Source organism: Pseudomonas sp. IT-P171, assembly GCF_949767765.1.
Classification (GTDB): domain Bacteria; phylum Pseudomonadota; class Gammaproteobacteria; order Pseudomonadales; family Pseudomonadaceae; genus Aquipseudomonas; species Aquipseudomonas fluorescens_B.
Genome location: NZ_CATKQN010000022.1, coordinates 419,467 through 443,013 on the forward strand (window position 1 = coordinate 419,467; position 23,547 = coordinate 443,013).

18 protein-coding genes and 1 pseudogene are annotated in these 23,547 nt (G+C 60.7%); 6 read left to right on the forward strand and 13 right to left on the reverse strand.

The annotated features are described in order from the left end of the window. Positions 1–97: 97 nt before the first annotated feature. From ACM6I5_RS16895 to arcD (ACM6I5_RS16905), 3 genes are all read right to left on the reverse strand, one after another. Positions 98–1,108 carry an ornithine carbamoyltransferase gene (locus tag ACM6I5_RS16895; RefSeq protein ID WP_017340452.1) on the reverse strand — a complete coding sequence of 337 codons (1,011 nt, stop codon included), beginning with the start codon at positions 1,106–1,108 and terminating at the stop codon, positions 98–100. A 68-nt stretch (positions 1,109–1,176) separates the two neighbouring features. Continuing rightward, the gene (gene arcA, locus ACM6I5_RS16900) at positions 1,177–2,433 is read right to left on the reverse strand and encodes an arginine deiminase (protein ID WP_017340451.1); all 1,257 of its coding nucleotides are present in this window, start codon (positions 2,431–2,433) and stop codon (positions 1,177–1,179) included. A 24-nt stretch (positions 2,434–2,457) separates the two neighbouring features. Continuing rightward, entirely contained in the window at positions 2,458–3,885 is a 1,428-nt protein-coding gene (gene arcD / locus ACM6I5_RS16905) for an arginine-ornithine antiporter (protein WP_414884244.1), read from the reverse strand. Between the two features lie 538 nt (positions 3,886–4,423). Between arcD (ACM6I5_RS16905) and arcD (ACM6I5_RS16910) the strand changes: the two genes are divergently transcribed. Together arcD (ACM6I5_RS16910) and ACM6I5_RS16915 are read left to right on the forward strand one after the other, a co-directional pair. Beyond that, positions 4,424–5,851, forward strand: coding sequence for an arginine-ornithine antiporter (arcD, locus tag ACM6I5_RS16910; protein WP_414884245.1), 1,428 nt, complete (start codon positions 4,424–4,426; stop codon positions 5,849–5,851). Beyond that, positions 5,848–6,711, forward strand: coding sequence for a DNA-3-methyladenine glycosylase family protein (locus ACM6I5_RS16915; protein WP_414884246.1), 864 nt, complete (start codon positions 5,848–5,850; stop codon positions 6,709–6,711). The genes arcD (ACM6I5_RS16910) and ACM6I5_RS16915 overlap by 4 nt, the downstream gene beginning before the upstream one ends. A gap of 168 nt (positions 6,712–6,879) precedes the next feature. On the opposite strand, the gene ACM6I5_RS16920 is transcribed toward ACM6I5_RS16915, so the two are convergent. The 10 genes and pseudogenes from ACM6I5_RS16920 to gap form a co-directional block, all read right to left on the reverse strand. Beyond that, positions 6,880–8,211: a CoA transferase gene (locus ACM6I5_RS16920; protein ID WP_414884247.1), complete on the reverse strand. Its 1,332-nt coding sequence runs from the start codon at positions 8,209–8,211 to the stop codon at positions 6,880–6,882. A 135-nt stretch (positions 8,212–8,346) separates the two neighbouring features. Further along, positions 8,347–9,102 (reverse strand): methyl-accepting chemotaxis protein, encoded by a 756-nt coding sequence (locus ACM6I5_RS16925; RefSeq protein ID WP_375379892.1) that lies wholly within the window; start codon positions 9,100–9,102, stop codon positions 8,347–8,349. 150 nt (positions 9,103–9,252) lie between these two features. Next, positions 9,253–10,593: pseudogene (locus ACM6I5_RS16930) on the reverse strand (chemotaxis protein); the annotation flags it as partial. Between the two features lie 91 nt (positions 10,594–10,684). Then, positions 10,685–11,080: a YbaN family protein gene (locus ACM6I5_RS16935; protein ID WP_414877881.1), complete on the reverse strand. Its 396-nt coding sequence runs from the start codon at positions 11,078–11,080 to the stop codon at positions 10,685–10,687. 158 nt (positions 11,081–11,238) lie between these two features. Continuing rightward, positions 11,239–11,847 (reverse strand): biliverdin-producing heme oxygenase, encoded by a 609-nt coding sequence (locus tag ACM6I5_RS16940; RefSeq protein WP_414884248.1) that lies wholly within the window; start codon positions 11,845–11,847, stop codon positions 11,239–11,241. Between the two features lie 114 nt (positions 11,848–11,961). After that, complete coding sequence (locus tag ACM6I5_RS16945) at positions 11,962–14,553, reverse strand: TonB-dependent receptor (protein ID WP_414884249.1); 2,592 nt, start codon at positions 14,551–14,553, stop codon at positions 11,962–11,964. A gap of 122 nt (positions 14,554–14,675) precedes the next feature. Further along, positions 14,676–15,641, reverse strand: a complete 966-nt coding sequence (locus tag ACM6I5_RS16950) for a FecR family protein (RefSeq protein ID WP_414884250.1) — start codon at positions 15,639–15,641, stop codon at positions 14,676–14,678. Between the two features lie 81 nt (positions 15,642–15,722). Beyond that, positions 15,723–16,241, reverse strand: coding sequence for an RNA polymerase sigma factor (locus tag ACM6I5_RS16955; protein WP_414877885.1), 519 nt, complete (start codon positions 16,239–16,241; stop codon positions 15,723–15,725). Positions 16,242–16,318: 77 nt separating this feature from the next. Next, a complete protein-coding gene (locus tag ACM6I5_RS16960; RefSeq protein WP_017340440.1) occupies positions 16,319–16,783 on the reverse strand; it encodes a methylglyoxal synthase in 465 nt (154 codons plus the stop codon). 140 nt (positions 16,784–16,923) lie between these two features. Beyond that, positions 16,924–17,925, reverse strand: a complete 1,002-nt coding sequence (gap, locus tag ACM6I5_RS16965) for a type I glyceraldehyde-3-phosphate dehydrogenase (RefSeq protein ID WP_017340439.1) — start codon at positions 17,923–17,925, stop codon at positions 16,924–16,926. Between the two features lie 220 nt (positions 17,926–18,145). Between gap and edd the strand changes: the two genes are divergently transcribed. The 4 genes from edd (at position 18,146) to ACM6I5_RS16985 (ending at position 23,332) form a co-directional block, all read left to right on the forward strand. Then, on the forward strand, positions 18,146–19,972 hold the full coding sequence (gene edd, locus ACM6I5_RS16970) for a phosphogluconate dehydratase (protein WP_017340438.1): 1,827 nt from the start codon (positions 18,146–18,148) through the stop codon (positions 19,970–19,972). Then, the gene (locus ACM6I5_RS16975) at positions 19,969–20,928 is read left to right on the forward strand and encodes a glucokinase (protein WP_017340437.1); all 960 of its coding nucleotides are present in this window, start codon (positions 19,969–19,971) and stop codon (positions 20,926–20,928) included. The genes edd and ACM6I5_RS16975 overlap by 4 nt, the downstream gene beginning before the upstream one ends. A 213-nt stretch (positions 20,929–21,141) precedes the next feature. Next, a complete protein-coding gene (locus ACM6I5_RS16980; protein ID WP_007903365.1) occupies positions 21,142–21,873 on the forward strand; it encodes a response regulator in 732 nt (243 codons plus the stop codon). Then, a complete protein-coding gene (locus ACM6I5_RS16985) occupies positions 21,863–23,332 on the forward strand; it encodes an ATP-binding protein (RefSeq protein ID WP_017340436.1) in 1,470 nt (489 codons plus the stop codon). Before ACM6I5_RS16980 ends, ACM6I5_RS16985 begins: the two co-directional genes overlap by 11 nt. Positions 23,333–23,547: the final 215 nt, after the last annotated feature.

The following is a 23,547-nucleotide window of genomic DNA, read 5'->3' on the forward strand; positions in this document are numbered from 1 at the left end:
TTTAACACTCAACAGAGACGTTGACTGTTACTCCGCTATCGCGAGCAGGCTCGCTCCCACAGGGGCTTTGTTCCAGCCGGGAGAGCCGGGTGGGCCGTTAGATATCCGCCAACGCCGACACCAGAATCGCCTTGATGGTGTGCATGCGGTTTTCCGCTTGCTCGAAGGCGATGTTGGCCGGCGATTCGAAGACTTCTTCAGTCACCTCTACGCCATTGGCCAGGTGCGGATAGCGTGCGGCGATGTCCTTGCCGACCTTGGTTTCGCTGTTGTGGAACGCCGGCAGGCAGTGCATGAATTTCACCCGCGGGTTGCCGGAGGCTTTCATCATCGCGGCGTTGACCTGGTACGGCAGCAGTTGCTCGATACGCTCGTCCCACGCCTCAACCGGCTCACCCATCGACACCCAGATGTCGGTGTGGATGAAGTCCACGCCCTTGACCGCTGCTTTCGGGTCTTCGGTGATGGTGATGCGCGCGCCGCTTTCTTCGGCGAAGGCTTTGCACTGGGCGATGAAATCAGCGTGTGGCCAGAGCGCTTTCGGCGCGGCGATGCGCACGTCCATGCCCAGTTTGGCGCCGATCATCAACAGCGAATTGCCCATGTTGTAGCGAGCGTCGCCGAGGTAGGCGTAGCTGATGTCATGCAGCGGTTTGTCGCTGTGTTCGCGCATGGTCAGGGTGTCGGCGATCATCTGCGTCGGGTGGAATTCAGCGGTCAGGCCGTTGAACACTGGCACGCCGGCGAACTTGGCCAGCTCCTCGACGATTTCCTGTTCGAAGCCACGGTACTCGATGGCATCGAACATCCGCCCGAGCACGCGAGCGGTGTCTTTCATGCTTTCCTTGTGGCCGATCTGCGACGACACCGGGTCGATGTAGGTGACGTGGGCGCCTTGGTCATGGGCCGCCACTTCGAAGGCGCAACGGGTGCGGGTCGAGGTTTTTTCGAAGATCAGCGCGATGTTCTTGCCTTGCAGGTGCGGACGCTCGGTGCCGGTGTACTTGGCGCGTTTGAGGTCGCGGGACAGGTCCAGCAGGTAGTTGAGCTCGCGAGTGGTGTGGTGCATCAGCGAGAGCAGGCTGCGGTTGCGCATATTGAAAGCCATTTTGGATCTCCTTGGGTTTCGGTTATCCGCCTGCTTCACGCTTTATGGGCGCGAAGCAGGGATAAGCATTAATAGTCGATAGGGTCGCGAATGATCGGGCAGGTCATGCAGTGGCCACCGCCACGGCCGCGTCCCAGTTCGCCGGCGCTGATGGTGATGACTTCCACACCGGCCTTGCGCAGCAGGGTGTTGGTGTAGGTGTTGCGGTCATAACCGATCACCACGCCGGGCTCCACGGCCACCACGTTGTTGCCGTCGTCCCATTGCTCGCGTTCGGCGGCGAAGCTGTTGCCGCCGGTTTCCACCACGCGCAGCGCTTTGAGGTTGAGGGCCTTGGCGACGGTGTCGAGGAAGTTGGTTTCTTCGCGGCGGATGTCGACGCCGCCCGGCTTGCTTTCGTCAGGGCGCAGGGTGAAGGCGACGATCTGGTTCACCACTTCCGGGAAGATCGTGACGAGGTCGCGGTCGCAGAAACTGAACACCGTGTCCAGGTGCATTGCTGCGCGGGACTTCGGCAGGCCGGCGACGATGACTTTCTCCACGGCTTTGTTCTTGAACAGGTTCACCGCCAATTGGCCGATGGCCTGACGGGACGACCGCTCGCCCATGCCGATCAACACCACACCGTTGCCGATTGGCATCACGTCGCCGCCTTCCAGGGTGGCGCTGCCGTGATCCTGGTCCGGGTCGCCATACCAGATTTCAAAATCGGCGTTGGTGAACTGCGGGTGGAATTTGTAGATGGCGGTGGCCAGCAGGGTTTCCTGACGGCGCGCCGGCCAGTACATCGGGTTCAGCGTCACGCCACCGTAGATCCAGCAGGTGGTGTCGCGGGTGAACTGAGTGTTGGGCAACGGCGGCAGAATGAAGCTTGAGTGGCCCAGAAAATCGCGGAACATCTGGATGGTCTTGCCGCCGAAGCTGTCCGGCAAGTCGTCGGCGGAGACGCCGCCGATCAGGAACTCGGCGATATGGCGGGGCTCCAGGCTGCGCAGCCACGAACCCACTTCGTTGATCAGGCCGAGGCCGACCGAGTTGGCGGTGACCTTGCGTTCCAGAATCCAGTCGAGGGCTTCGGGGATGGCGACGATGTCGGTCAGCAGGTTGTGCATTTCCAGCACATCGACGTTGCGTTCACGCATCTTGGTGACGAAGTCGAAATGGTCGCGCTTGGCCTGGGCCACCCACAGCACATCATCGAACAGCAGTTCGTCGCAGTTGTTCGGGGTCAGCCGCTGATGGGCCAGGCCGGGGGAGCAAACCATGACTTTACGCAGTTTGCCGGCTTCGGAATGGACGCCGTACTTAACTTTTTCGGTGGTCATTACCGTGATCCTCCAGATAACAAATTACAGGGTCAGGAAGCCGTCATACAGGCCGTAGGCCGCCACCAGGGCGCCGACGATCACTGCGGCGAAAATCAGCTTCTCGACGTTGGTGAAAACCGGTTTGTTGAGTTCCATCTTGGCCTTGGCGAACAGGATCGCGCCGGGGGCATAGAGCAGGGCGGAGAGCAGCAGGTATTTGACGCCGCCGGCATAGATCAGCCAGACCGCGTAAATCAACGCGACGGCACCGATGAACAGGTCTTTGCGGCGTTCGGCCGCGGCGTTTTCATAGCTCTCGCCACGCACCGCCAGCAGCAGCGCGTACGCCGCCGACCACAAGTACGGCACCAGGATCATTGAGGTGGCGAGGTAGATCAGTGACAGGTAAGTGCTGGCCGAAAACAGGGTGATGACCAGAAACAGTTGCACCATCGCGTTGGTCAGCCACAAGGCATTGACCGGCACTTGCTTGGCATTTTCCTTGCGCAGGAACGCTGGCATGGTGTGGTCCTTGGCGGCGGCGAACATGATTTCGGCGCACAACAGCACCCACGACAGCAGTGCTCCCAGTAACGAGATGACCAGGCCGACGCTGATCAGCACCGCGCCCCACGGACCGACCACATGTTCCAGCACGGCTGCCATTGACGGGTTCTGCAGCTTGGCCAGTTCCGGTTGGGTCATGATGCCCAGCGACAGCACGTTCACCAGCACCAGGAACAGCAGCACGGTGATGAAACCGATCACGGTGGCTTTACCGACGTCGCTGCGTTTTTCCGCGCGGGCCGAGAAAATGCTCGCGCCTTCGATGCCGATGAACACCCACACGGTGACCAGCATCATGTTGCGCACCTGGTTCATCACGCTGCCCAGGTCCGGGTTTTTCAGGCCCCAGATGTCGGCCGTGAAGATGTCCAGTTTGAATGCGAAAACTGCGACCAACACAAACAGAAGCAGCGGCACGACCTTGGCGACGGTGGTCACCAGGTTGATGAACGCTGCTTCCTTGATCCCGCGCAGCACCAGGAAATGCACGGCCCAGAGCAGCACCGAAGCGCCGATCACCGCAGCAACTGTGTTGCCTTCGCCGAAGATCGGAAAAAAGTAACCGAGGGTGCTGAACAGCAGAACGAAGTAACCGACGTTTCCCAGCCAGGCGCTGATCCAGTAACCCCACGCGGACGAGAAGCCCATGTAGTCGCCGAAACCGGCCTTGGCGTAGGCGTAGACACCGCCGTCCAGATCAGGCTTTCGATTGGCCAGCGTCTGGAACACGAAGGCCAGCGTCAACATGCCGACGGCGGTGATGGCCCAACCGATCAGCACGGCGCCGACATCGGCACTGGCGGCCATGTTCTGCGGCAAAGAGAAGATCCCGCCACCAATCATTGAGCCGACAACCAACGCAACCAGTGCACCGAGTTTCAGTTTTCCGGGGGATTCAGACATTGCATGACTCCAATGCAGGAGAAAAGAGACGACAGATTAATTCCGTTAGCCATTCGATCATCTGACATAGATCAGTGCATGCTCACATTCCATTGTTAATGAAAGACTTATGAATCTTTCCCGGGCATAAAGGTATCGCCGGAAAAGCCCATTCCAGAGGCCTCGGACAAGTCAGGCGGGAATAACGGGTATTGCTTGGAGTTTTTACGCTAGTTGGTTTTACGGTTTCCGCAAATTTTTGGACGGTTGTTGCAGTGTCGAATTGATTTATTAGGATCTACAGACAAGACTGCTATTGCCGGCTATGGGCATAGAAGTATCGGCTATAAATAAAAGACGTGAGCTGCCATTAATTAACTAACGTTATTACCGTTTACCTATTTAGTTAAAGTTATCCACTTGTAGCGAGGGAGCTTGCTTCCGCTGGACTGCGAAGCAGTTCCTTTTGTTGAGGTCGTTCCGCAACCCGGCGGGACGGTGCGGCGTTCCGGCAAGCACCCCGCCACAGGTTCAGTGCAAGAAAAAGGGAGACGCTGGGATGTCGCAACCGACGCAAAAACTTCCTCTGAGTGCGCTGATCGCGCTGGTGGTGGGATCGATGATTGGCGGCGGGATTTTTTCCTTGCCACAGAATATGGCCGCCCGAGCCGACGCCGGGGCGATCTTGATCGGTTGGGCGATCACCGCCGTGGGCATGCTGACGCTGGCCTTCGTGTTCCAGACGCTGGCCAATCGCAAGCCCGAGCTGGATTCCGGGGTGTATGCCTACGCCAAGGCGGGGTTCGGTGACTACATGGGGTTCTCGTCCGCCTGGGGTTACTGGATCAGCGCCTGGCTGGGCAACGTCGGCTACTTTGTGTTGCTGTTCAGCACCCTCGGTTATTTCTTTCCGGTGTTTGGCCAGGGCAACACGCCCGTTGCCATTGGCTGCGCGTCGGTGCTGCTGTGGGCTGTGCACTTTCTGGTGATGCGCGGGATCAAGGAAGCGACGTTCATCAATCAGCTGACCACCGTGGCCAAGATCGTGCCGCTGATCATGTTCATCGTGATCGCCGCCGTGGCGTTCAAGGCCGACATCTTCACCCGGGACATCTGGGGCCGCAGCAACCCGAATTTTGGCGGCATCATGGATCAGGTGCGCAACATGATGCTGGTCACCGTGTTCGTGTTTATCGGCATCGAAGGCGCGAGCGTCTATTCAGCGCGGGCGGAGAAACGTTCGGATGTCGGGCGCGCGACGGTCATCGGTTTTCTTGGCGTGCTGGCCCTGTTGGTGCTGGTGAATGTGTTGTCGCTGGGGATCATGAGTCAGCCGGAACTGGCCAACCTGCAGAACCCGTCGCTGGCGGCCGTGCTGGAGCATGTCGTCGGGCCTTGGGGCGCTTTGTTGATCAGCATTGGCCTGGCGATTTCGCTGCTGGGTGCACTGCTGTCCTGGGCGCTGCTCTGCGCCGAGATCCTGTTCGCCACGGCGAAAGACAACACCATGCCGGCCTTCCTGAAAAAGGAAAACGCCAATCATGTGCCGGTCAACGCGTTGTGGCTGACCAACGTGATGATCCAGATTTTCCTGCTGATCACGCTGTTTTCCGCCGGCACCTACACCAGCCTGATCTACCTCGCGTCGTCGATGATCCTGGTGCCGTACCTGTGGTCGGCGGCGTATGCGGTGCTGTTGAGCGGGCGGGGGGAAACCTACGAACACGCATCGGCGGAGCGCACCAAAGACTTGCTGATTGGCGGCATCGCGCTGAGTTATGCGGTGTGGCTGTTGTACGCCGGGGGGGTGAAGTATTTGCTGCTGTCGGCGTTGCTGTACGCACCGGGGGTGATCTTGTTCGCCAAGGCCAAACATGAGCAGGGTGAACCGCTGTTTACGCCAATCGAGACAGGTATTTTTACCGCTGTCATCAGTGGCGCCGGGCTGGCGGCGTATGGGTTGTACAGCGGCTTGTTGTCGCTGTGAGGTTGTTGCTGGCGTATCAGCCGCCCTATGACTGGCCGGCGATGCTGGGTTTTCTGTCGGCGCGGGCCGTGGTCGGGATGGAAGCGATTGTCGATGGCGTGTACTCGCGCAGCATCGGGTTGAACGGTGTTCACGGTACGTTTTCGATCAAGCCGGTGGCGGGCGATGCGTTGCAAGTGACGCTGGATTTTCCTGACGTGGCGGCGGTGCCGGAGATCGTTGCGCGGTTGCGGCGAATGTTTGATCTGGATGCGGACCTGCCGACGATCCATCGCCCTTTGAAGACAGATCCGTTGATGGCGCGGTTGATTGCCGAACGGCCGGGGTTGCGGGTGCCGGGGGCGTGGGACGGCCTGGAACTGGCGATTCGTGCGGTGTTGGGTCAGCAGATTACGGTGAGCGCGGCGATCCGGTTGGTGGGGAAACTGGTTGCACAGTATGGACAGCCCTTGGCGTCTGTTTTGCCCGGCGTCACGTCAGTGTTTCCTGAAGCGGCCGTTTTGGCAGTGGCGGATCTGGCGACGCAGGGCATGCCGAAAACTCGTGGCCGGACGTTGTCGGGTGTGGCTCAGGCGTTGCTCGATGATCCGCTGTTGTTTGAGCCGGGGCGTGAGGGCGGCGTGGCACGGTTGCTGGCGTTGAACGGGATTGGTGACTGGACGGCGCAGTACATTGCGTTGCGGCAGTTGCGGGAGATGGATGCATTTCCATCGGGGGATGTGGGGTTGATCAAGGCGCTGGTGGCGCTTGAAGGTGAGCGGGTGACGGCTAGGGAGTTGTCGGCGCGGGCTCAGGACTGGCGACCTTTTCGAGGGTATGCGGCGCAGCTTCTTTGGACATCGCTGAGCCGGATGGATTGAGTTGTTTGTTCCGGCCTCATCGCCAGCAGGCTGGCTCCCACAGGTTTTGTGATCGACATAAATCAACTGTCTTGATTGTGATGATTTGGCTTGGCTGGCTCCCACAGGTTTTGTGAATGATGCAGATTCACTGTGGGAGCCAGCCTGCTGGCGATGGGGCCAGAGCGGTCACCACCACTGCGCGCGATGGGAACCCAGTTCAGCTGCTGGAAGCGCCCACTGCAACGGCGTTCCGGTGATTTTTAGCGGCACATGCAGCCGATGTGCTGGCCCCCAGGGCGTTTGCTCAACCAACAGGCCTTGATCCTTGTCGTCCTCAGCACGCAGCGTTTCATCCGTTCCTGCACCGTTTTCAATCAACAACTTCGCCGTGCGCGCCAACGACAATCTGGCTGACCCAGCACGTCCCAATAAAGTAATCGCCGCCGCCGCCATCAAGTACCCGGTCGCATGATCCAGCGCCTGTACCGGCAAGGGCATCGGCTTGTCCGCGTTCTTCCACCGCATCCCCGCCTCGGCGATCCCGCTGCTCATCTGCACCAGGCTGTCGAATCCGCGACGGTTCTGCCACGGACCGCTCCAGCCATAGGCGTTGAGGCACACATCAACCAGGCCGGGCGCCAGTTTTTGCCGCTCGGCGACACCGTAACCCAACCTTTCCAGTGCGTCGGCGCGGTAGCCGTGGAGCAAAATGTCGGCGTCCTTGAGCAGGCTGTCGAACACGGCTCGATCGTCAGGGTTGTGCAGGTCCAGCCTTGCGCAGCGCTTGCCCAGCGTGACTTCCGGCACCACGCCCGGTTCGTTCCAGGTCGGCGGGTCGATGCGCAAGACATCGGCGCCGAGGCCCGCGAGAAAACGACTGGCAATGGGCCCCGCGAGCACGCGCGTAAGGTCCAGCACTTTGATCCCGGCCAGCGGTTGCGCCACCGAGCCTTTCCAGGATTTCGGTGGTTGCGGGTTACTGGCGCTGAACTGAATCAACGGCTCGGCGTTTACGGCCAAGCCCTGGGGGTGCGCTTGCCATTGCGCCCAGGTACGCATTTCAGCGGCGCAGCCACCGGCGTCGACCACGGCCTGTTCCAGATCGGTTTTCGACCATTGCGCAACCTTGCTCGCCACGTCTGCGCGGTCGGCACACGCGCCGAGCACGCTTTCGGCGGCGGCGCGATGATGAGGTGCGTTGGTGTGCAGGCGGATCCAGCCATCCTTGGTCGCATAGTCGCCAGCAACCGGGTCCCAGAGTGGTGGAACGCTCCAGCCGACGGGGCGGATCGACGTTGCGAACCAGAAGGAGGCCAGGCGCCGGTCGACTTCAAGGTTGGGCAAGCGACCGGTCTGCTGCTGCAGTAATGCGCTGGCAGCCTGGCCGGCGGCGGCGATGCTGGCGCAGGCGAGGTCGGTGACGGCGAACGCCGAGGGCAGGGCGCCACTCGAGGTGAACGGAATCGGGGTGCGGGGCAAGCCGAGTGCGGCTTGAATGGACGTGAGTAAACCAGTCATCGAAGGCCCTCCGGAACGAGAGCCCGATCATAGATCAAAAAAATGCCCGGCCGGATGAAATCCCCAAGTGTCGACCGAACACCTGAACCCGTGGGAGCTGGCTTGCCTGCTCCCACCGTATTGTGTGCGGGTTCTCTACACCCGGAACTGATCCATCAATTTCATCTGGTGGTTGGTCAGGGCGTTGAGCTGGCTGCTGATCTGCGCCGATTCGGTGGCCTGGCCGGTGAGGGTTTCAGTGACGGTGCGGATCGCCGAGACGTTGCGGTTGACCTCTTCGGCCACGGCGCTTTGCTGTTCGGCGGCGCTGGCGATTTGCAGGTTCATGTCGCTGATCACGGTGACCGCGTCGCTGATTTTGCTCAAAGCTTGCACGGCTTGCTGGATCTGCCCGGCGTTGCTGTGGGCCTGGGTCTGGCTCGAATGCATGGTGGCGACCACGCCGCGGGTGCCCGATTGGATGCGTTCGATGACGAGGCGGATTTCTTCCACCGAATCCTGGGTGCGTTTGGCGAGGTTGCGCACTTCGTCGGCCACCACCGCAAAGCCGCGACCGCTTTCCCCGGCACGGGCCGCTTCGATGGCGGCGTTCAGCGCCAGCAAGTTGGTCTGTTCGGCGATGCTGCGGATGACTTCGAGCACCGAACCGATCTGCTCGCTGTTGACCGCCAAGGCTTCGACTTCGGTGACCGCCTTGCTGACTTCGTCGGCCAGTTGATTGATGTCGCGAGTGCTGCGTTCGATGATCGACATGCCATCGCGGGCCGATTGATCCGCACCTTTGGCCGCGTTTGCCGCGCTCGATGCGCTGTTGGCGACATCGTGGGCGGTGGCGCTCATTTCGTTGGAGGCCGTGGCCACCTGGTCGATTTCGCGGAACTGCACCTGCATGCCTTCGCTGGTCTGGCGGGCGATTTCAGAAGACTGGTCGGCGGTGCCACGGGCGTCGGTGATGCTCTGTTTGATCTGGGCGATGGTCGGTTGCAACTTGTCGAGGAAACGGTTGAACCAACTGACCAGTTCCCCCAGTTCATCTTTCTTGCTGTAGTGCAGACGCTGCGTCAGGTCGCCGTCGCCACTGGCAATTGCCTTGAGCATCTCGGCCACGCTGTTGATCGGCCGGGTCACGCCCGATGCGGTGAGCCAGATCAGCAACAGACCGACGAGGCCGGCAGCGACGGCCACCAGCACCGCTTTGATCGTGCCGCTTTGCTGGGCGTCATCGAGGACCGCTTGCAGCTTCACCGAATCGGCCAGCAGCACTTGTTTCGGCAGGTCGATCACCACGCCCCAGGCTCTGGAGTCACTGATCGGGCTGACCGGGTACACCGCACGAATCAAATCACCTTGTTCGAGAATTTTCGGTGCGCCACCGCTGAGCAATTGCAGGACATCCTTGCCCTCTGCACCCAGGGTGTCGCCGATACTTTTGCCGACCTTGCTCGCGTCGATGCTGTAACCGGCGAGCACGCCGCTGCCGGAGACAATCAGCATGTGTCCGGCGTTGTTGAACAGGTCACGCTGGGAATCGACAGCCGCGGCCTGCAGCGCGTCGAGGGCGATGTCCACACCGACCACGCCGATGGATTTGCCGTCCACCAGCAGCGGGACGGAAATGGTGGTCATCAGCATTTCCTTGCCGCCAACGGTGTCGGCGTACGGGTCCAGCAGGCAGGTACGCTTGCTGTCGCGAGGGCAGGTGTACCAGCTGTTGTAGGGCGTGCCGCTGAGGCTCAAGGTGGTTTTGGTCATGTCGTCTTCGACCATGATCGTGTTGAGCGCGGCACCGCCGGCGCGGCTCCAGTAACTGGCGAAACGACCGGCTTCGTTGGACTGGCGAGCGGCGTCATTGGCGAACTCGCTGTCCTTGCCGTCCAGGCCATTGGGCTCGAACGCCAGCCAGATCCCCAGCACTTTGCTGTTGCGCTCGAACGCGGTTTTCAGGCTCTGGTTCAACTCTTCACGCAGGGCACCGGCTTCAAGCGAACGCTTGGCCGCCATGTTGCGCATGTCCTTGATCTGGTCCGCCAGGGCGGTCACTACCAGCAGGCTTTCGCCGAACGTTTTCTGCACCCGCACCGCCTGCTCGGCGGCCTTGGCCTGAAGCAGGTCCTGCACGCTGTCGGTGAGCATTTTGCTGCTGGAGGTGCTGACCAGTTCATCGTTCTGGTTGGTCTCGTAGAAGTTCATGCTGACGATCAGGACGATCACGCCCAGGAGGCAGAGTCCGGAGAGCAGAACGATTTTCAGGCGGATGGACAGAGAGTCGAACATAGGACGAGCTCGCAAATGAATGAGGTGTTGACTGTGAGTCGAGGTCGACCCGGTTCGCCAAATCCATTCAGCGCCATTCATTGCAATCGGCGAGGGGCGGGGATGCATGATGGTGGCTCCGACGAACGGTCATGGTTTAACGTTTGCGCGGAAAAATGTGCCGAAAAGCGGCGTAAAACGGAGGAAAATCGCGGTGTTGTCAGGAGGGTGACGGCATTGATTCCGGGCGTGACCAGATCCACAGATTGCCCAGGCTCATGCCGGCGATGGCGAGGTAAACCGGCCAGCCGTGATCGAGCATGAGCCACATCACAGCGGCGCACAGCAGCATGCTGAGGGTGGCGCTGACCTTGGCGCGACGTGCGACGATCTTGCCGTTGCGCCAGTTGTAGAGGATCGGACCGAACAATCGGTGGTTTTCCAGCCAGGCGCTCAGGCGCGGCGAACTCCTGGTCGCGGCCCAGGCGGCCAGCAGGATGAACTCGGTGGTGGGCAGGCCGGGGACGACGATGGCGACCAGGCCGATACCCAGACTGATGTAAGCCAGTAGACCGAAGAGGAGGCGGGCGAGTTTGTTGGGAACGGGTAGAGGCATGGGCTCGGGCGAACGCGTGTCAGGCTTGATGGAGAATCTTGCGAGTTGCTCAGTTTCTGTGGGAGTGGGCTTGCCCGCGATGGCGGATTAACATTCAACACAGAGGCTGAATGGTATATCGCTTTCGCGGGCAAGCCCCCACAAGGGCGTGCATTCAGTCAGGCGAGTTCGGGGGTGGTGGCGTAAGCCTGTTCAAGCAACACCGTGAACCGGTTGAACGCAGCGATGGCGCCTTTATCCAGCTCGGCCTCTTCCTGCTCGGTGAACTCCAGGCTATCCAGGGTCTTGACGAAGCTTTTCCAGCCTTCGGCGCGGCCACCGGCCGGTTCGCCGAGGTGACGGGCGCCGAAGGTTTCGCTCAGGCCCAGGCCGACCGCACGTTTGATCAGGAACGCTGCGCCAAGCTTCGAGCCTTCGGAAACAAACAACCACCCCAATGCTTCGGCCTTGCCCGGATTCTTCACTGCGCCCGCGACGGGCGCCGGCACTTCGGTTTCCAGATCGGCCAGGTCAGCCTTGGCCGCTTCGGCACGGCAGCGTGCCGCCAGATCAGGAACGATGGCGATCAGTTCGGCATCGTTGTACAGCCCCACCAGTTCCGACTGGAACCAATACTGCGCCACCACGAAACGGGCGAAACTGGCCTGGGTTTCGAACGGCGCGTGGGCTTTGACCAGCGCATCGAGTCTGGTGTGGGGTTCGTTGGTGATCTGGTTCAAACGTTGCGAACGCAAAGCCGGGCGTTGAGCAGTGTCCTGGGTCGTCATGAGAAATCCTTGAAGAAAAGAGGCGCCTGGTAACGAGACGAACAGGAAGGCGCCTGAGCGTAAAAAAAACTCACTGTGCGGCTCTATAAAATGCCGCGCAGCGAGAGGGCAGGATCAGATGTCCCAGACCAGGTTGAGCGCAAAGTTGCGACCCGGCTGAGTCAGGCGATCCAGGTTGGCCGGGCTGATGACCGACGCCTCGCCGACGCCGTCGTAACCGCGCACGTCATCCCACAGCCAGTACTTCTTGTCGGTCAGGTTGTAGACCCCGGCGCTGACAGTCACGTCGTCGGTCACCTTGTAGAAACCGGTCAGGTCCAGCACGCCGAAACCCGGCGATTTGAACTGGCTGCTGACGCCGTCCGGCGACTTGAATGTGCTGTCGTCGACACGATCCTTCTTTTTCACCAGCGTCCAGCTGAGCAAGCCACCGTAGTTGTCCTGGTCGTAACCGAGGCCGAACACACCGGTCAGCGGGTTGACGCTGTTGATCGGTTCACCGTTGTCGTTGTTGCGACCGTAGGCATAGGCCACCGAGCCTTGGGTATACAGCCCTTGTGGCGCGCCGAATACGTCGAGGTTCAGACGGCCCTTGACCTCTGCGCCCTTGATGGTGGCGTGCTTGATGTTGGCGCTCTGGAAAGTCAGCTCGCTGTAACCGGGGGTGATGGCGTCCTCTTCGATGAAATCGCGGTACTTGTTGTAGAACACGGCGACATCAAAGGAGCCGGATTCGAATTGACCGCGCAGGCCGGTCTCGAAGCCTTTGCTGGTTTCCGGCTCGAGGTTCGGGTTCGGTTCCACGCGATACCCGGTGGTGGTGTTCTCGAAGCGCCCGAACAGTGCCTTGGCCGTCGGCGTGCGGAAGCCTTCGGCGTACTGGCCGTACCAGGTGTAGTGGTCGGTCAGGGCGTAGGTCAGACCGAATTTCGGCGAAACGCGGTGCCAGGTCTTGGTGTCGTCACTGACAGTACCGCCAGGGGTAGCCGCCACCGTGTTCATGAATTCCTGGGTGATGTGCGGCTTGAGCTGGGTGTAGTCGTAGCGCAGGCCCGGCAGGAAGGTCCATTTGTCCCAGCTGATCTGATCCTGGGCAAACAGGCTGTAGGTATTGACGGTCGGGTCCGGGAAGTCGCTGGATTTTTTCAGGACATCCAGTGGGCTGACGGCACCGACGACGCGGCAGGTACCAAAGGACTGGTAGCAGGTGCCGTTGCCGCTGCGCGAACCGGTGACTTTCTGTTGCTTGATCGTGGTGCCGTAGGTCAGCAGGTGCTCGGTGTCGGCAATGCTGAAAGCCTTGTCCAGTTGTGCGTCAAACACCCACTGCTTTTCTTCGTAGAGGGTTTCCCGGGTGCGCAACACTTTGCGCGAGAACGGGAAGTAGAACTCTTCGGTGCTCTGGTCCGTTTTGGCGACCTGATGGTTCAGGCTCCACTTGACGTTGTCCACCAGCAGGCTGTCGAGGGCGAAGCTGTGTTCCAGGCCGAAACGCTCGCGGGTAACGGTGTCATTGCCGGTGCGCCACTGGTACATGCCGCCGGGCAGCGTACTGTTCGGAACGGTCGGTGCGCCTTGGAAGTAAGGACCGCCGTAGGCACTTTTCTGATCGGTGTCACGATCGTCCTTGTACTTTTCGTAGGTCAGGCCCAAACGCGAATCTTCGTTGTAGTTCCAGCCGATCTTGGCCAGCACGTTGCTGGTGCGCACGTCTTCCGGGTTGGCGGCGGTGCGCGCCAGGCCGATGCCGTTGTGGCTGCCGTAGGATTCGGTTTCGTGACCGTCGCGTTGGCTGTAATGCAGCAAGCCATCGAACTGGTCGGCGCGACCGGCCACGGTGGCAGACTTCAGCCAGCTGTCGTCGGCGGAGCTGTAGCCGGTTTTCAGGCGGGCGCCGACGTCATTGCCGGGCTTGATGATGTCGTCCGGGTCGAGGGTGAAATAGCTGACCGCGCCACCGATGGCGTTGCTGCCATAGAGCACCGAGGCCGGACCACGCAGGATTTCGACGCGCTTGATGATCTCCGGGTCGACGTAGTTGCGCTGGGTCTTGGCGTAGGGGCCGTTGAAGAAATCGTTCGGCACTTCGACGCCATCGACCTGGGTCAGGATCCGGTCACCGTCGATGCCACGGATGTTGTAGCCACTGATCCCGCCGCGCTGACCGGCGCCACCCACCGAAACACCGGGTTCGTAGCGCACCAGATTCTTGATGGTGTTGACGTTGTTGCGGTCCAGCTCTTCGCGGGTGTGAACAGTGACGGTGCCTGGCACGCTTTCGACGCTTTGTTCCTGGCGAGTGGCGCTGATGGTCACCTGTTGCAGGTTGAGGGCGCCGCTGCTCTGGCGCTTCTCCAGGACGATGTTGTTGTTGCCCAGTTTGCGATAGCTCAGTTGGGTCCCCACCAACAGGCGATCCAGGGCTTTCTCCGGCGACAGGGACCCGCGCACGCCCGGCGATGCCACGCCTTGCCCCAGCTCCGCCGGCAAGCCGACCTGCCAGCCCGTCACGGCAGTAAAGGCATTGAGTGCCGAGACCAGCGACTGTTGCGGGATGGCGAACGCGTAATCGCCCATGTTGCGTGTCGGCTGCTCGGGGGCGGTGGCGGCCATGAGCGGCGCGCTGCCGGCCATGAGGATCGCGGCGGTCAACAGCGAGAGCACGCGGGACGGTGAAGAGGAGTGGCGGGTAAGGCGAGAGGACATCGATAGCGCTCCGTGTCGCACGAATCTTTATAGGTGCTGACTGGCATCCGAAGATGCGAATCAATTGCATTGGCTATAACGAGACGTACGGGCGCCGACTATCGAGTAAAAATAATTCTCATTTAGTTCAGGATCACTAGCGCCGGGAATTCCTGGAGCCTCGCCGAGGTGATGTGCGCCAGCGAGCGGACCACGTCCAGCGGCTGGTCGAGACGGTAATTGCCGGTTACGGCGACGTCCGCCAGCTGTTCGTTGGTGTTGATGATCCAGCCCGGGTAGTAGCGCCGCAGCTCCGCCAGCACCTGGCTCAGCGGGCAATTCTCGAACACCAGTCGGCCCTGGACCCAGGCCAGGTCCGTCGCGGCATCGAGCTTGGCGGGCCGGTCGAAACCGTTGGGGCCGATGCGGATGCTTTCGCCGGCGGACAAGCGGATTCGCGCGTCGTCGCGAGTCGCGCGCAAATCGACATCGCCGCGCTGCACGCGAACCTGGGTCACGCCATCGAGGTAACGCACGGCGAACGCCGTGTCGTGCACGCTGGCCTTCACCGGGCCGGCATCGATTTCCAATGGCTGGCCGAGACGGGCCGGCACGTCGAAAAACGCTTCGCCCTGATACAAGCGGGCGACACGCCTTTGATCATTGATAGTGCTGGAGAACGCCGAATTGGTATTGAGCAGGACCTTCGAGCCGTCTTCCAGTTGCAGGCGCTGACGTTCACCGACCACGGTCAAGTGATCGGCCTGAAGGCGCATCGGCAAACTGCTGAAGCTGAACAAACCGAGGATCAGCACGGCAGCGGTGGCCAACGGTTTCCAGTGCGGGCGCAGGCGCGACAGCACGGTCACCTGAGGTGGCAGGGTGGCCAGGTTTTGCGCACAGTGCACGACTTGCGGGCCATCCCAGATTGCCTGGGCCTTGGCGAACGCCTCGGCATGCAAGGGGGCGGCGTCCAGCCATTCGTTGAACTGGCGAGCCTGTTCTTCGCTCGGACTGCCCATGACGATCAACCAGTCCAAAGCCTGGTCCATCGCGCTTGCGGCGTCCCGCGCCGGGGAGGGCGGAGGGGAGCGGTGGGTGTCCGTCACGGTGTTTCCTCGGCGGTGTCTGTGCACGGCTGTTTTTTAGTGAAGCCTGAAAACGGGCAAGGGTAGCAAAGCCTGGCGTGCTCAGTCGCCGTTTAACCGCTCGGCGACACCGATGCAGATGGCCATGATCAGCTTCAACTCCTTTTGCACGGTGCTCAACGACACACCGAGCTTCTCGGAGATCTCCAGATAACTGTGCCCGTGCAGGCGACTGAGGATGAAGATCTGTTGCTGGCGGGCACTGAGTTCACCGAGGCTCACGTTCAAACGCTCCAGCAATTGTTCGGCATGGGCGGCGTCCTCGGCACTGCTGGCGGGGGCGGCGATACTTTCCACCACGTCCGCCGGCACGTCGTCGAGCATCGTGCGGGACTGAATGCGCCGCGCACGCAAATGGTCCAGCGCCAGGTTGCGGGCGGTCTGGAAAACGAAGGGTTCAAGGTGATCGATGGATCGCTCGCCGAGCGCTCGGGTCACGCGCAGGTAGGTTTCCTGCAGCAGGTCTTCGGCGGTGCTGTGATTGTTGACCATCCGCTCCAATGTGCGCAGCAAGGAAACCCGCTGGGCGATGAAGACGTGATTGAAGCGCGATTGACTCACGGGGGGACCTGATCCATTTCGAGCAAATGATAATGCTTATCATCCGCTCGAGTGGTCAAGTATTCATTTGTGAAGGTTTAAGCTCGGCCCAGCAAATAAGTCGCGTAATCGGGGATGCGTTGTGAGTGCGCCTGCTCCATCAGTGGACTGCTGAGCAGGTAGTCGGCGCTGCATTCGTTGCAGGCCACCGGAATGTTCCAGACCGCAGCAACCCGTAGCAACGCCTTGATGTCCGGGTCGTGGGGTTGCGGTTCGAACGGGTCCCAGAAGAACACCAGCATGTCGACCCGCTGTTCGGCGATTCGCGCGCCGAGTTGCTGGTCGCCGCCCAATGGACCGCTGATCATGCTCTCCACCGGCAGGTCGAGGCGTTGTTGCAACAACAGCCCTGTGGTGCCAGTGGCGACCAGCTCATGTTGAGCGAGCTTGTCTTTGTGCCGCTCGGCCCAGTCCAGCAAAAACACCTTGCAGTGGTCATGGGCGACCAGGGCGATACGCTTGCGCGCCGCCACGGTCTTTTGCGTGAAGCTGATTCCGATCATGGGGGCTGCTCCAGGACGTAATGAACGACGCAATACCTGTAGGAGCTGCCGCAGGCTGCGATCTTCTGATCTTGATTTTCAGCAATCCCGAAAAGATCAAGAGATCGCAGCCTGCGGCAGCGCCTACTCGTAAGCTTTGCTTACTCGGCGTTGCACAGCGCCAGGCAGTTATCGAGCATGCGGTTGGAGAAGCCCCATTCGTTGTCGTACCAGGCCAGTACCTTGAGCAGCTTGCCGCTGGACTTGGTGTGGTTGGCGTCGAAAATCGACGACAGCGGGTTGTGGTTGAAGTCGCTGGAGACCAGCGGCAGGGTGTTGTAGCCCAGAATTTTCGAATGCTGGCTGGCTTCCTTGAGCAGCGCGTTCACTTCATCGGCCGACGCTTCGCGTTTCAGTTGCACGGTCAGGTCCACCAGCGAGACGTTGATCACCGGAACGCGCACGGCCATGCCGGTCAGTTTACCCGCCAGTTCCGGCAGCACCAGGCCGACCGCTTCAGCGGCGCCGGTCTTGCTCGGAATCATGTTCTGAGTGGCCGAACGGGCGCGGTACGGGTCGGTGTGATAGACGTCGGTCAGGTTCTGATCGTTGGTGTAGGCGTGAATCGTGGTCATCAGGCCGCTTTCAATGCCCAGCTCGCGGTGCAGGACCTGAGCCACTGGCGCCAGACAGTTGGTGGTGCACGACGCGTTGGAAATAATCTGGTGGGATTGGCGCAATATGTCGTGGTTAACCCCATAAACCACGGTGGCGTCGGCGCCTTTGGCCGGGGCCGAGATGATCACTTTGCGTGCGCCGGCCGTAATATGCGCAGCGGCTTTGGCCCGGTCGGTGAACAAACCGGTGCATTCGAACACGACGTCAATCTTTTCAGCGGCCCAGGGCAGCTCGGCCGGGTTGCGAATGGCACTGACAGCAATACGGTCGCCGTTGACGGTCAGGCTTTCCTGATCGTGCTGGACATCGGCATCGAACGTGCCGTGAACGGTGTCGTACTTGAGCAGATGGGCATTGATTGCGCTGTCGCCCAGATCGTTGATGGCCACGATCTGCAGATCCTGGCGATAGCCTTGGGTATACAGTGCGCGCAGGACGTTGCGGCCAATTCGGCCAAAACCATTGATTGCGATTCGAAGAGTCATTTAACAGGGCCGCCGTCGTTTTGTTGTTGGAATTACAAGATTATTCGCATAAAAATAGAAAACAAGCCTTTTTAATGGCAATATTTTGTTCAATCTACAACGAGTGACCTGAATCAACTGGTCCGACCGATCAAGAAAACCGTCTGTCATCCCGACAACAACGGCTCTTGCTCAGCATAGACAATCAGGTCGCCACATCCGTTAGCCTGGAGTTCTACACATGCATCCCCGCGTCCTTGAGGTCACCGAACGGCTTATCGCCCGCAGCCGCGCAACCCGCGAGGCTTACCTTGCGCTCATTCGCGGTGCAGCCAGCGACGGTCCGATGCGCGGCAAGCTGCAATGCGCCAACTTCGCCCATGGCGTGGCCGGCTGCGGCACTGAAGACAAGCACAGCCTGCGGATGATGAACTCCGCAAACATTGCGATTGTTTCGTCATATAACGACATGCTTTCGGCGCACCAGCCGTACGAAGTCTTCCCTGAACAGATCAAGAAAGCCCTGCGCGAGATTGGCTCTGTCGGCCAGTTCGCCGGTGGCACCCCGGCCATGTGCGATGGCGTGACCCAGGGCGAGCCGGGCATGGAACTGAGCCTGCCGAGCCGTGAAGTGATCGCGCTGTCCACCGCTGTTGCCCTTTCCCACAACATGTTCGACGGCGCGCTGATGCTCGGCATCTGCGACAAGATCGTCCCGGGCCTGATGATGGGTGCGCTGCGTTTCGGTCATCTGCCGATGATCTTCGTGCCGGGCGGGCCGATGGTCTCGGGCATCTCCAACAAGCAGAAAGCCGATGTGCGCCAGCGCTATGCCGAAGGCAAGGCCACTCGCGAAGAGCTGCTGGAATCGGAAATGAATTCCTATCACAGCCCCGGCACCTGCACTTTTTACGGCACCGCGAATACCAACCAGCTGCTGATGGAAGTCATGGGTCTGCACTTGCCGGGCTCGTCTTTCGTCAACCCGAACACGCCACTGCGCGATGCCCTGACCCGCGAAGCGGCGCATCAAGTGACGCGCCTGACCAAGCAGAATGGCAACTTCATGCCGATCGGCGAAATCGTCGATGAGCGTTCACTGGTCAACTCCATCGTGGCACTGAACGCCACTGGCGGTTCGACCAACCACACCTTGCACATGCCGGCCATCGCCATGGCCGCCGGTATTCAATTGACCTGGCAGGACATGGCCGACCTCTCCGAAGTCGTGCCGACCCTGAGCCACGTCTACCCGAACGGCAAAGCCGACATCAACCACTTCCAGGCCGCGGGCGGCATGTCGTTCCTGATCCGCGAGCTGCTGGACGCCGGTCTGCTCCACGAAAACGTCAACACGGTCCTGGGCCATGGCCTGAGCCGCTACACCCAGGAACCGTTCCTCGATAACGGTGAGTTGGTCTGGCGCGAAGGCGTGACCGAAAGCCTCGACGAAACCATCCTGCGTCCAGTCGCTCGAGCGTTCTCGCCTGAGGGCGGTTTGCGGGTGATGGAAGGCAACCTCGGTCGCGGTGTGATGAAAGTCTCGGCGGTGGCACTGGAAAACCAGATCGTCGAAGCACCGGCAATGGTGTTCCAGGATCAGCAGGACCTGGCCGATGCGTTCAAGGCCGGTTTGCTGGAGAAAGATTTTGTCGCGGTGATGCGCTTCCAGGGCCCGCGCTCCAACGGCATGCCGGAACTGCACAAGATGACGCCGTTCCTTGGCGTGCTGCAGGATCGCGGCTTCAAAGTCGCGCTGGTCACCGACGGGCGCATGTCCGGTGCGTCGGGGAAAATCCCGGCGGCGATACACGTCAGCCCTGAAGCTCATGTGGGCGGTGCTTTGGCGCGGGTGCAAGAGGGCGATATCATTCGCGTCGATGGCGTCAAAGGCACCCTGGAGCTTAAGGTGGACGCCGACGAATTCGCGGCGCGCGAACCTGCCAAGGGCCTGCTGGGCAACAACATTGGCAGCGGTCGTGAGCTGTTTGGTTTCATGCGCATGGCCTTCAGCTCCGCAGAGCAGGGCGCCAGCGCCTTTACTTCTGCCCTGGAGACGCTTAATTGAAACTGGCTTTGGTCGGTGACATCGGTGGGACCAACGCGCGATTCGCGTTGTGGAAAAACCAGCAACTGGAATCGGTCCAGGTGCTGGCGACGGCCGATCACGCCAGCCCGGAAGAGGCGATTGCGATCTACCTGGGCGGGCTCGGTCTGGCGCCGGGTTCGATCGGTTCGGTGTGCCTGTCGGTGGCGGGACCGGTGAGCGGTGATGAATTCAAGTTCACCAACAATCACTGGCGCCTCAGCCGCAAGGCGTTTTGCCAGACCTTGCAGGTCGATCAACTGCTGCTGGTCAATGACTTCTCGGCGATGGCGCTGGGCATGACCCGTTTGCAACCGGGCGAATTCCGCGTGGTGTGCGAAGGCACGCCGGAACCGTTGCGGCCGGCGGTGGTGATTGGTCCCGGCACGGGCCTGGGCGTTGGCACCTTGCTCGACCTGGGCGAGGGCCGTTTTGCTGCGTTACCGGGCGAGGGGGGGCACGTCGATTTGCCATTGAGCAGCCTGCGTGAAACGCAATTGTGGCAGCACATCTTCAATGAGATTGGGCATGTCAGCGCTGAAACGGCGTTGAGCGGCGGCGGCTTGCCGCGCGTCTATCGGGCGATTTGTGCGGTGGACGGGCACACGCCTGTGCTCGAAACGCCGGAAGCGATTACCGCTGCCGGTCTGGCGGGTGATCCGATTGCGCTGGAAGTGCTGGAGCAGTTCTGCTGCTGGCTCGGTCGAGTGGCCGGCAACAACGTACTGACCACGGGTGCACGAGGCGGTGTTTACATCGTTGGTGGGGTGATTCCACGGTTTGCCGATTTTTTCATTGAAAGTGGTTTTGCCCGGTGTTTTGCTGACAAAGGCTGCATGAGCCATTACTTCAAGGGGATTCCGGTGTGGCTGGTGACAGCACCGTATTCCGGGCTGGTGGGCGCGGGTGTGGCGCTGGAACAATCCAGCCTCGCCTGAAAAAAATAACGTGTGGCAAGGGAGCTCGCTCCCGCAGGGGTGCGCAGCAGCCGCAAAACCTGACACCAGGCGTCGTCAGTCAGGCTGTAATCATCAGGTTTGGCAGCGCTTCGCGCTCCAGCGGGAGCAAGCTCCCTCGCCACAAATGCTTACTCGTTTTCAAATCTTCATCAGGCATAATCCGCCCAATTCCAATAACAAGGACGCCGCCCCGTGAGCTCAGTCAACAAGTCGATTTTGTTGGTCGATGACGATCAAGAGATACGCGAGTTGCTGGACACCTACCTGACCCGCGCGGGTTTTCAGGTGCGCACCACGCCCGACGGCGCCGGTTTCCGCCAGGCGCTGAACGAGGCGCCGAGCGATCTGGTGATCCTCGACGTGATGCTGCCCGACGAAGACGGCTTCAGCCTCTGCCGCTGGATCCGCCAGCACCCGCGGCAGGCGCAGGTGCCAATCATCATGCTCACCGCCAGCTCCGATGAAGCCGACCGCGTCATCGGCCTGGAACTGGGCGCCGACGACTACCTCGGCAAGCCCTTCAGCCCCCGTGAATTGCAGGCGCGCATCAAAGCCTTGTTACGTCGTGCGCAGTTCGGTCAGGAGCGTTCCGGCAGTGAAGTACTGGCGTTCGATGACTGGCGGCTGGACATGGTCAGCCATCGGCTGTTCCACATCGATGGCGAGGAAGTGATTCTGTCCGGCGCCGATTTCGCCCTGCTGAAACTGTTCCTCGATCACCCCCAGGAAATCCTCGACCGCGACACCATCGGCAACGCCACCCGTGGCCGCGACCTGATGCCGCTGGACCGGATCGTCGACATGGCGGTCAGCCGTTTGCGCCAGCGTCTGCGCGATACCGAAAAACCGCCGCGCCTGATCCGCACGGTGCGTGGTAGCGGCTACCAACTGGCAGCCAATGTGGTTGCCAGCAATGGTCACTGAGTTTTTCCGCAAGCTTGCGGCCAAGGTGCCCGTGCCACGTTCGCTGCTCGGGCGGATGTTGTTGCTGACGTTGCTGGCGGTGCTGTTCGCCCAGGCGTTGTCGAGTGTGATCTGGGTTTCGCAACTGCGCGCTACACAGCTCGAAGGCCTGGTCACCAGCGCCCGCAGCCTCGCCCATTCGATGACCGCCAGTGTCAGTTATTTCCGCTCGTTGCCGGTCGCTTTCAGGCCGCTGGTGCTTGACCAGTTACGCAGCATGGGCGGCACCCGTTTTGTCGTGACCCTCAACGACAAACCCTTGGGCATGGATGTGCTGCCGGTCACCCCGCGCAAAGAAGCGGTGCTCAAGGCAGTGGATCAGGTGTTGCGCGATTCCCTCGGCCACGACACGGATATCTCGGTGACCTTCGTCAGTCCCGAGGATCTGCGGATCTTCAATAGCGGCCTGAAACTCGATGAGCTGCCGCGTTCCTGGGCGCATTACGCACTGACCCTGGAGCCAGTGAACCCGCCGGTGCTGGTCACGCAAATCCAGATGGCGCCGGGAGAATGGCTGTACATCGCTTCGCTGCTGCCCGAGCCGTACACCAGCCTTGAGGAGCAAGGTCTGCCAGCGCAACAAGTCTGGTTCATCGTCCTCACGAGCGGTTTCTTGCTGTTGTTCATCGGCTTGCTGGTGCATTGGCAAAGTCGTCCGCTCAAACGCCTGGCGCGGGCAGCGCGAGACATGTCCCTCGGTGCCGAGGTCGAACCGGTGCCCGAGGGTGGCGGCAGTGAAGTGGTTGAAGTGGGCCGCGCTTTCAATGCCATGCGCGAGCGCATCAGTCGTTACTTGACTGAACGCAGCCAGTTGTTCAGCGCAATCTCACATGATTTGCGCACACCGATTACCCGCTTGCGGCTAAGGGTTGAATTGCTTGAAGACGAAAAGCTGCAAGCCAAGTTCGGGCGCGATCTGGATGAGCTGGAGCTGCTGGTCAAAGGCGCGTTGCAATGCGTGAAAGACACCGACATCCACGAAAACATCGAACCGGTAGACCTCAACCATGTGCTCGATTGCCTGGTGGAGCCGTACCTGGCGCCCAACGGCAATGGTCGCGTGACCCAGCAGGGGCGGGCACTGGCGGCGTATCCGGGCAAGCCGCTGGCGCTCAAGCGTTGTATCGGCAACCTGATCGACAATGCCCTGAAGTACGGACAGAACGCGCACTTGCATATCGATGACGACGAGAACGCATTTGTCCTGCATGTCGATGACGAAGGTCCGGGTGTGCCGGAGCAGCGTCTGGAGCAGGTGTTCGAGCCGCACTTTCGCCTGGCCGGGCAGCAGCAGGGTTATGGGTTGGGGTTGGGGATTGCGCGCAACATTGCCCATAGCCATGGCGGGGAAGTCAGCCTGCAGAATTTGCGTGAAGGTGGATTGCGGGTGACCTTGCAGTTGCCGCGCTCAGTCGATTGACGCCGACCCTGTGGCGAGGGAGCTTGCTCCCGCTGGACTGCGCAGCAGTCCCTATTTTTTTGGGGGGCGCTTCGCACCCCAGCGGGAGCAAGCTCCCTCGCCACAGGTGATCACTCGCTGCAGTGAATGTCACCACTCGGTGACATAACTCGCCCCCTTCGTTACAAGCCCGTCCCCGCCCGTTGTTTAGACTGCCCGCAGTCATAACAACAAAA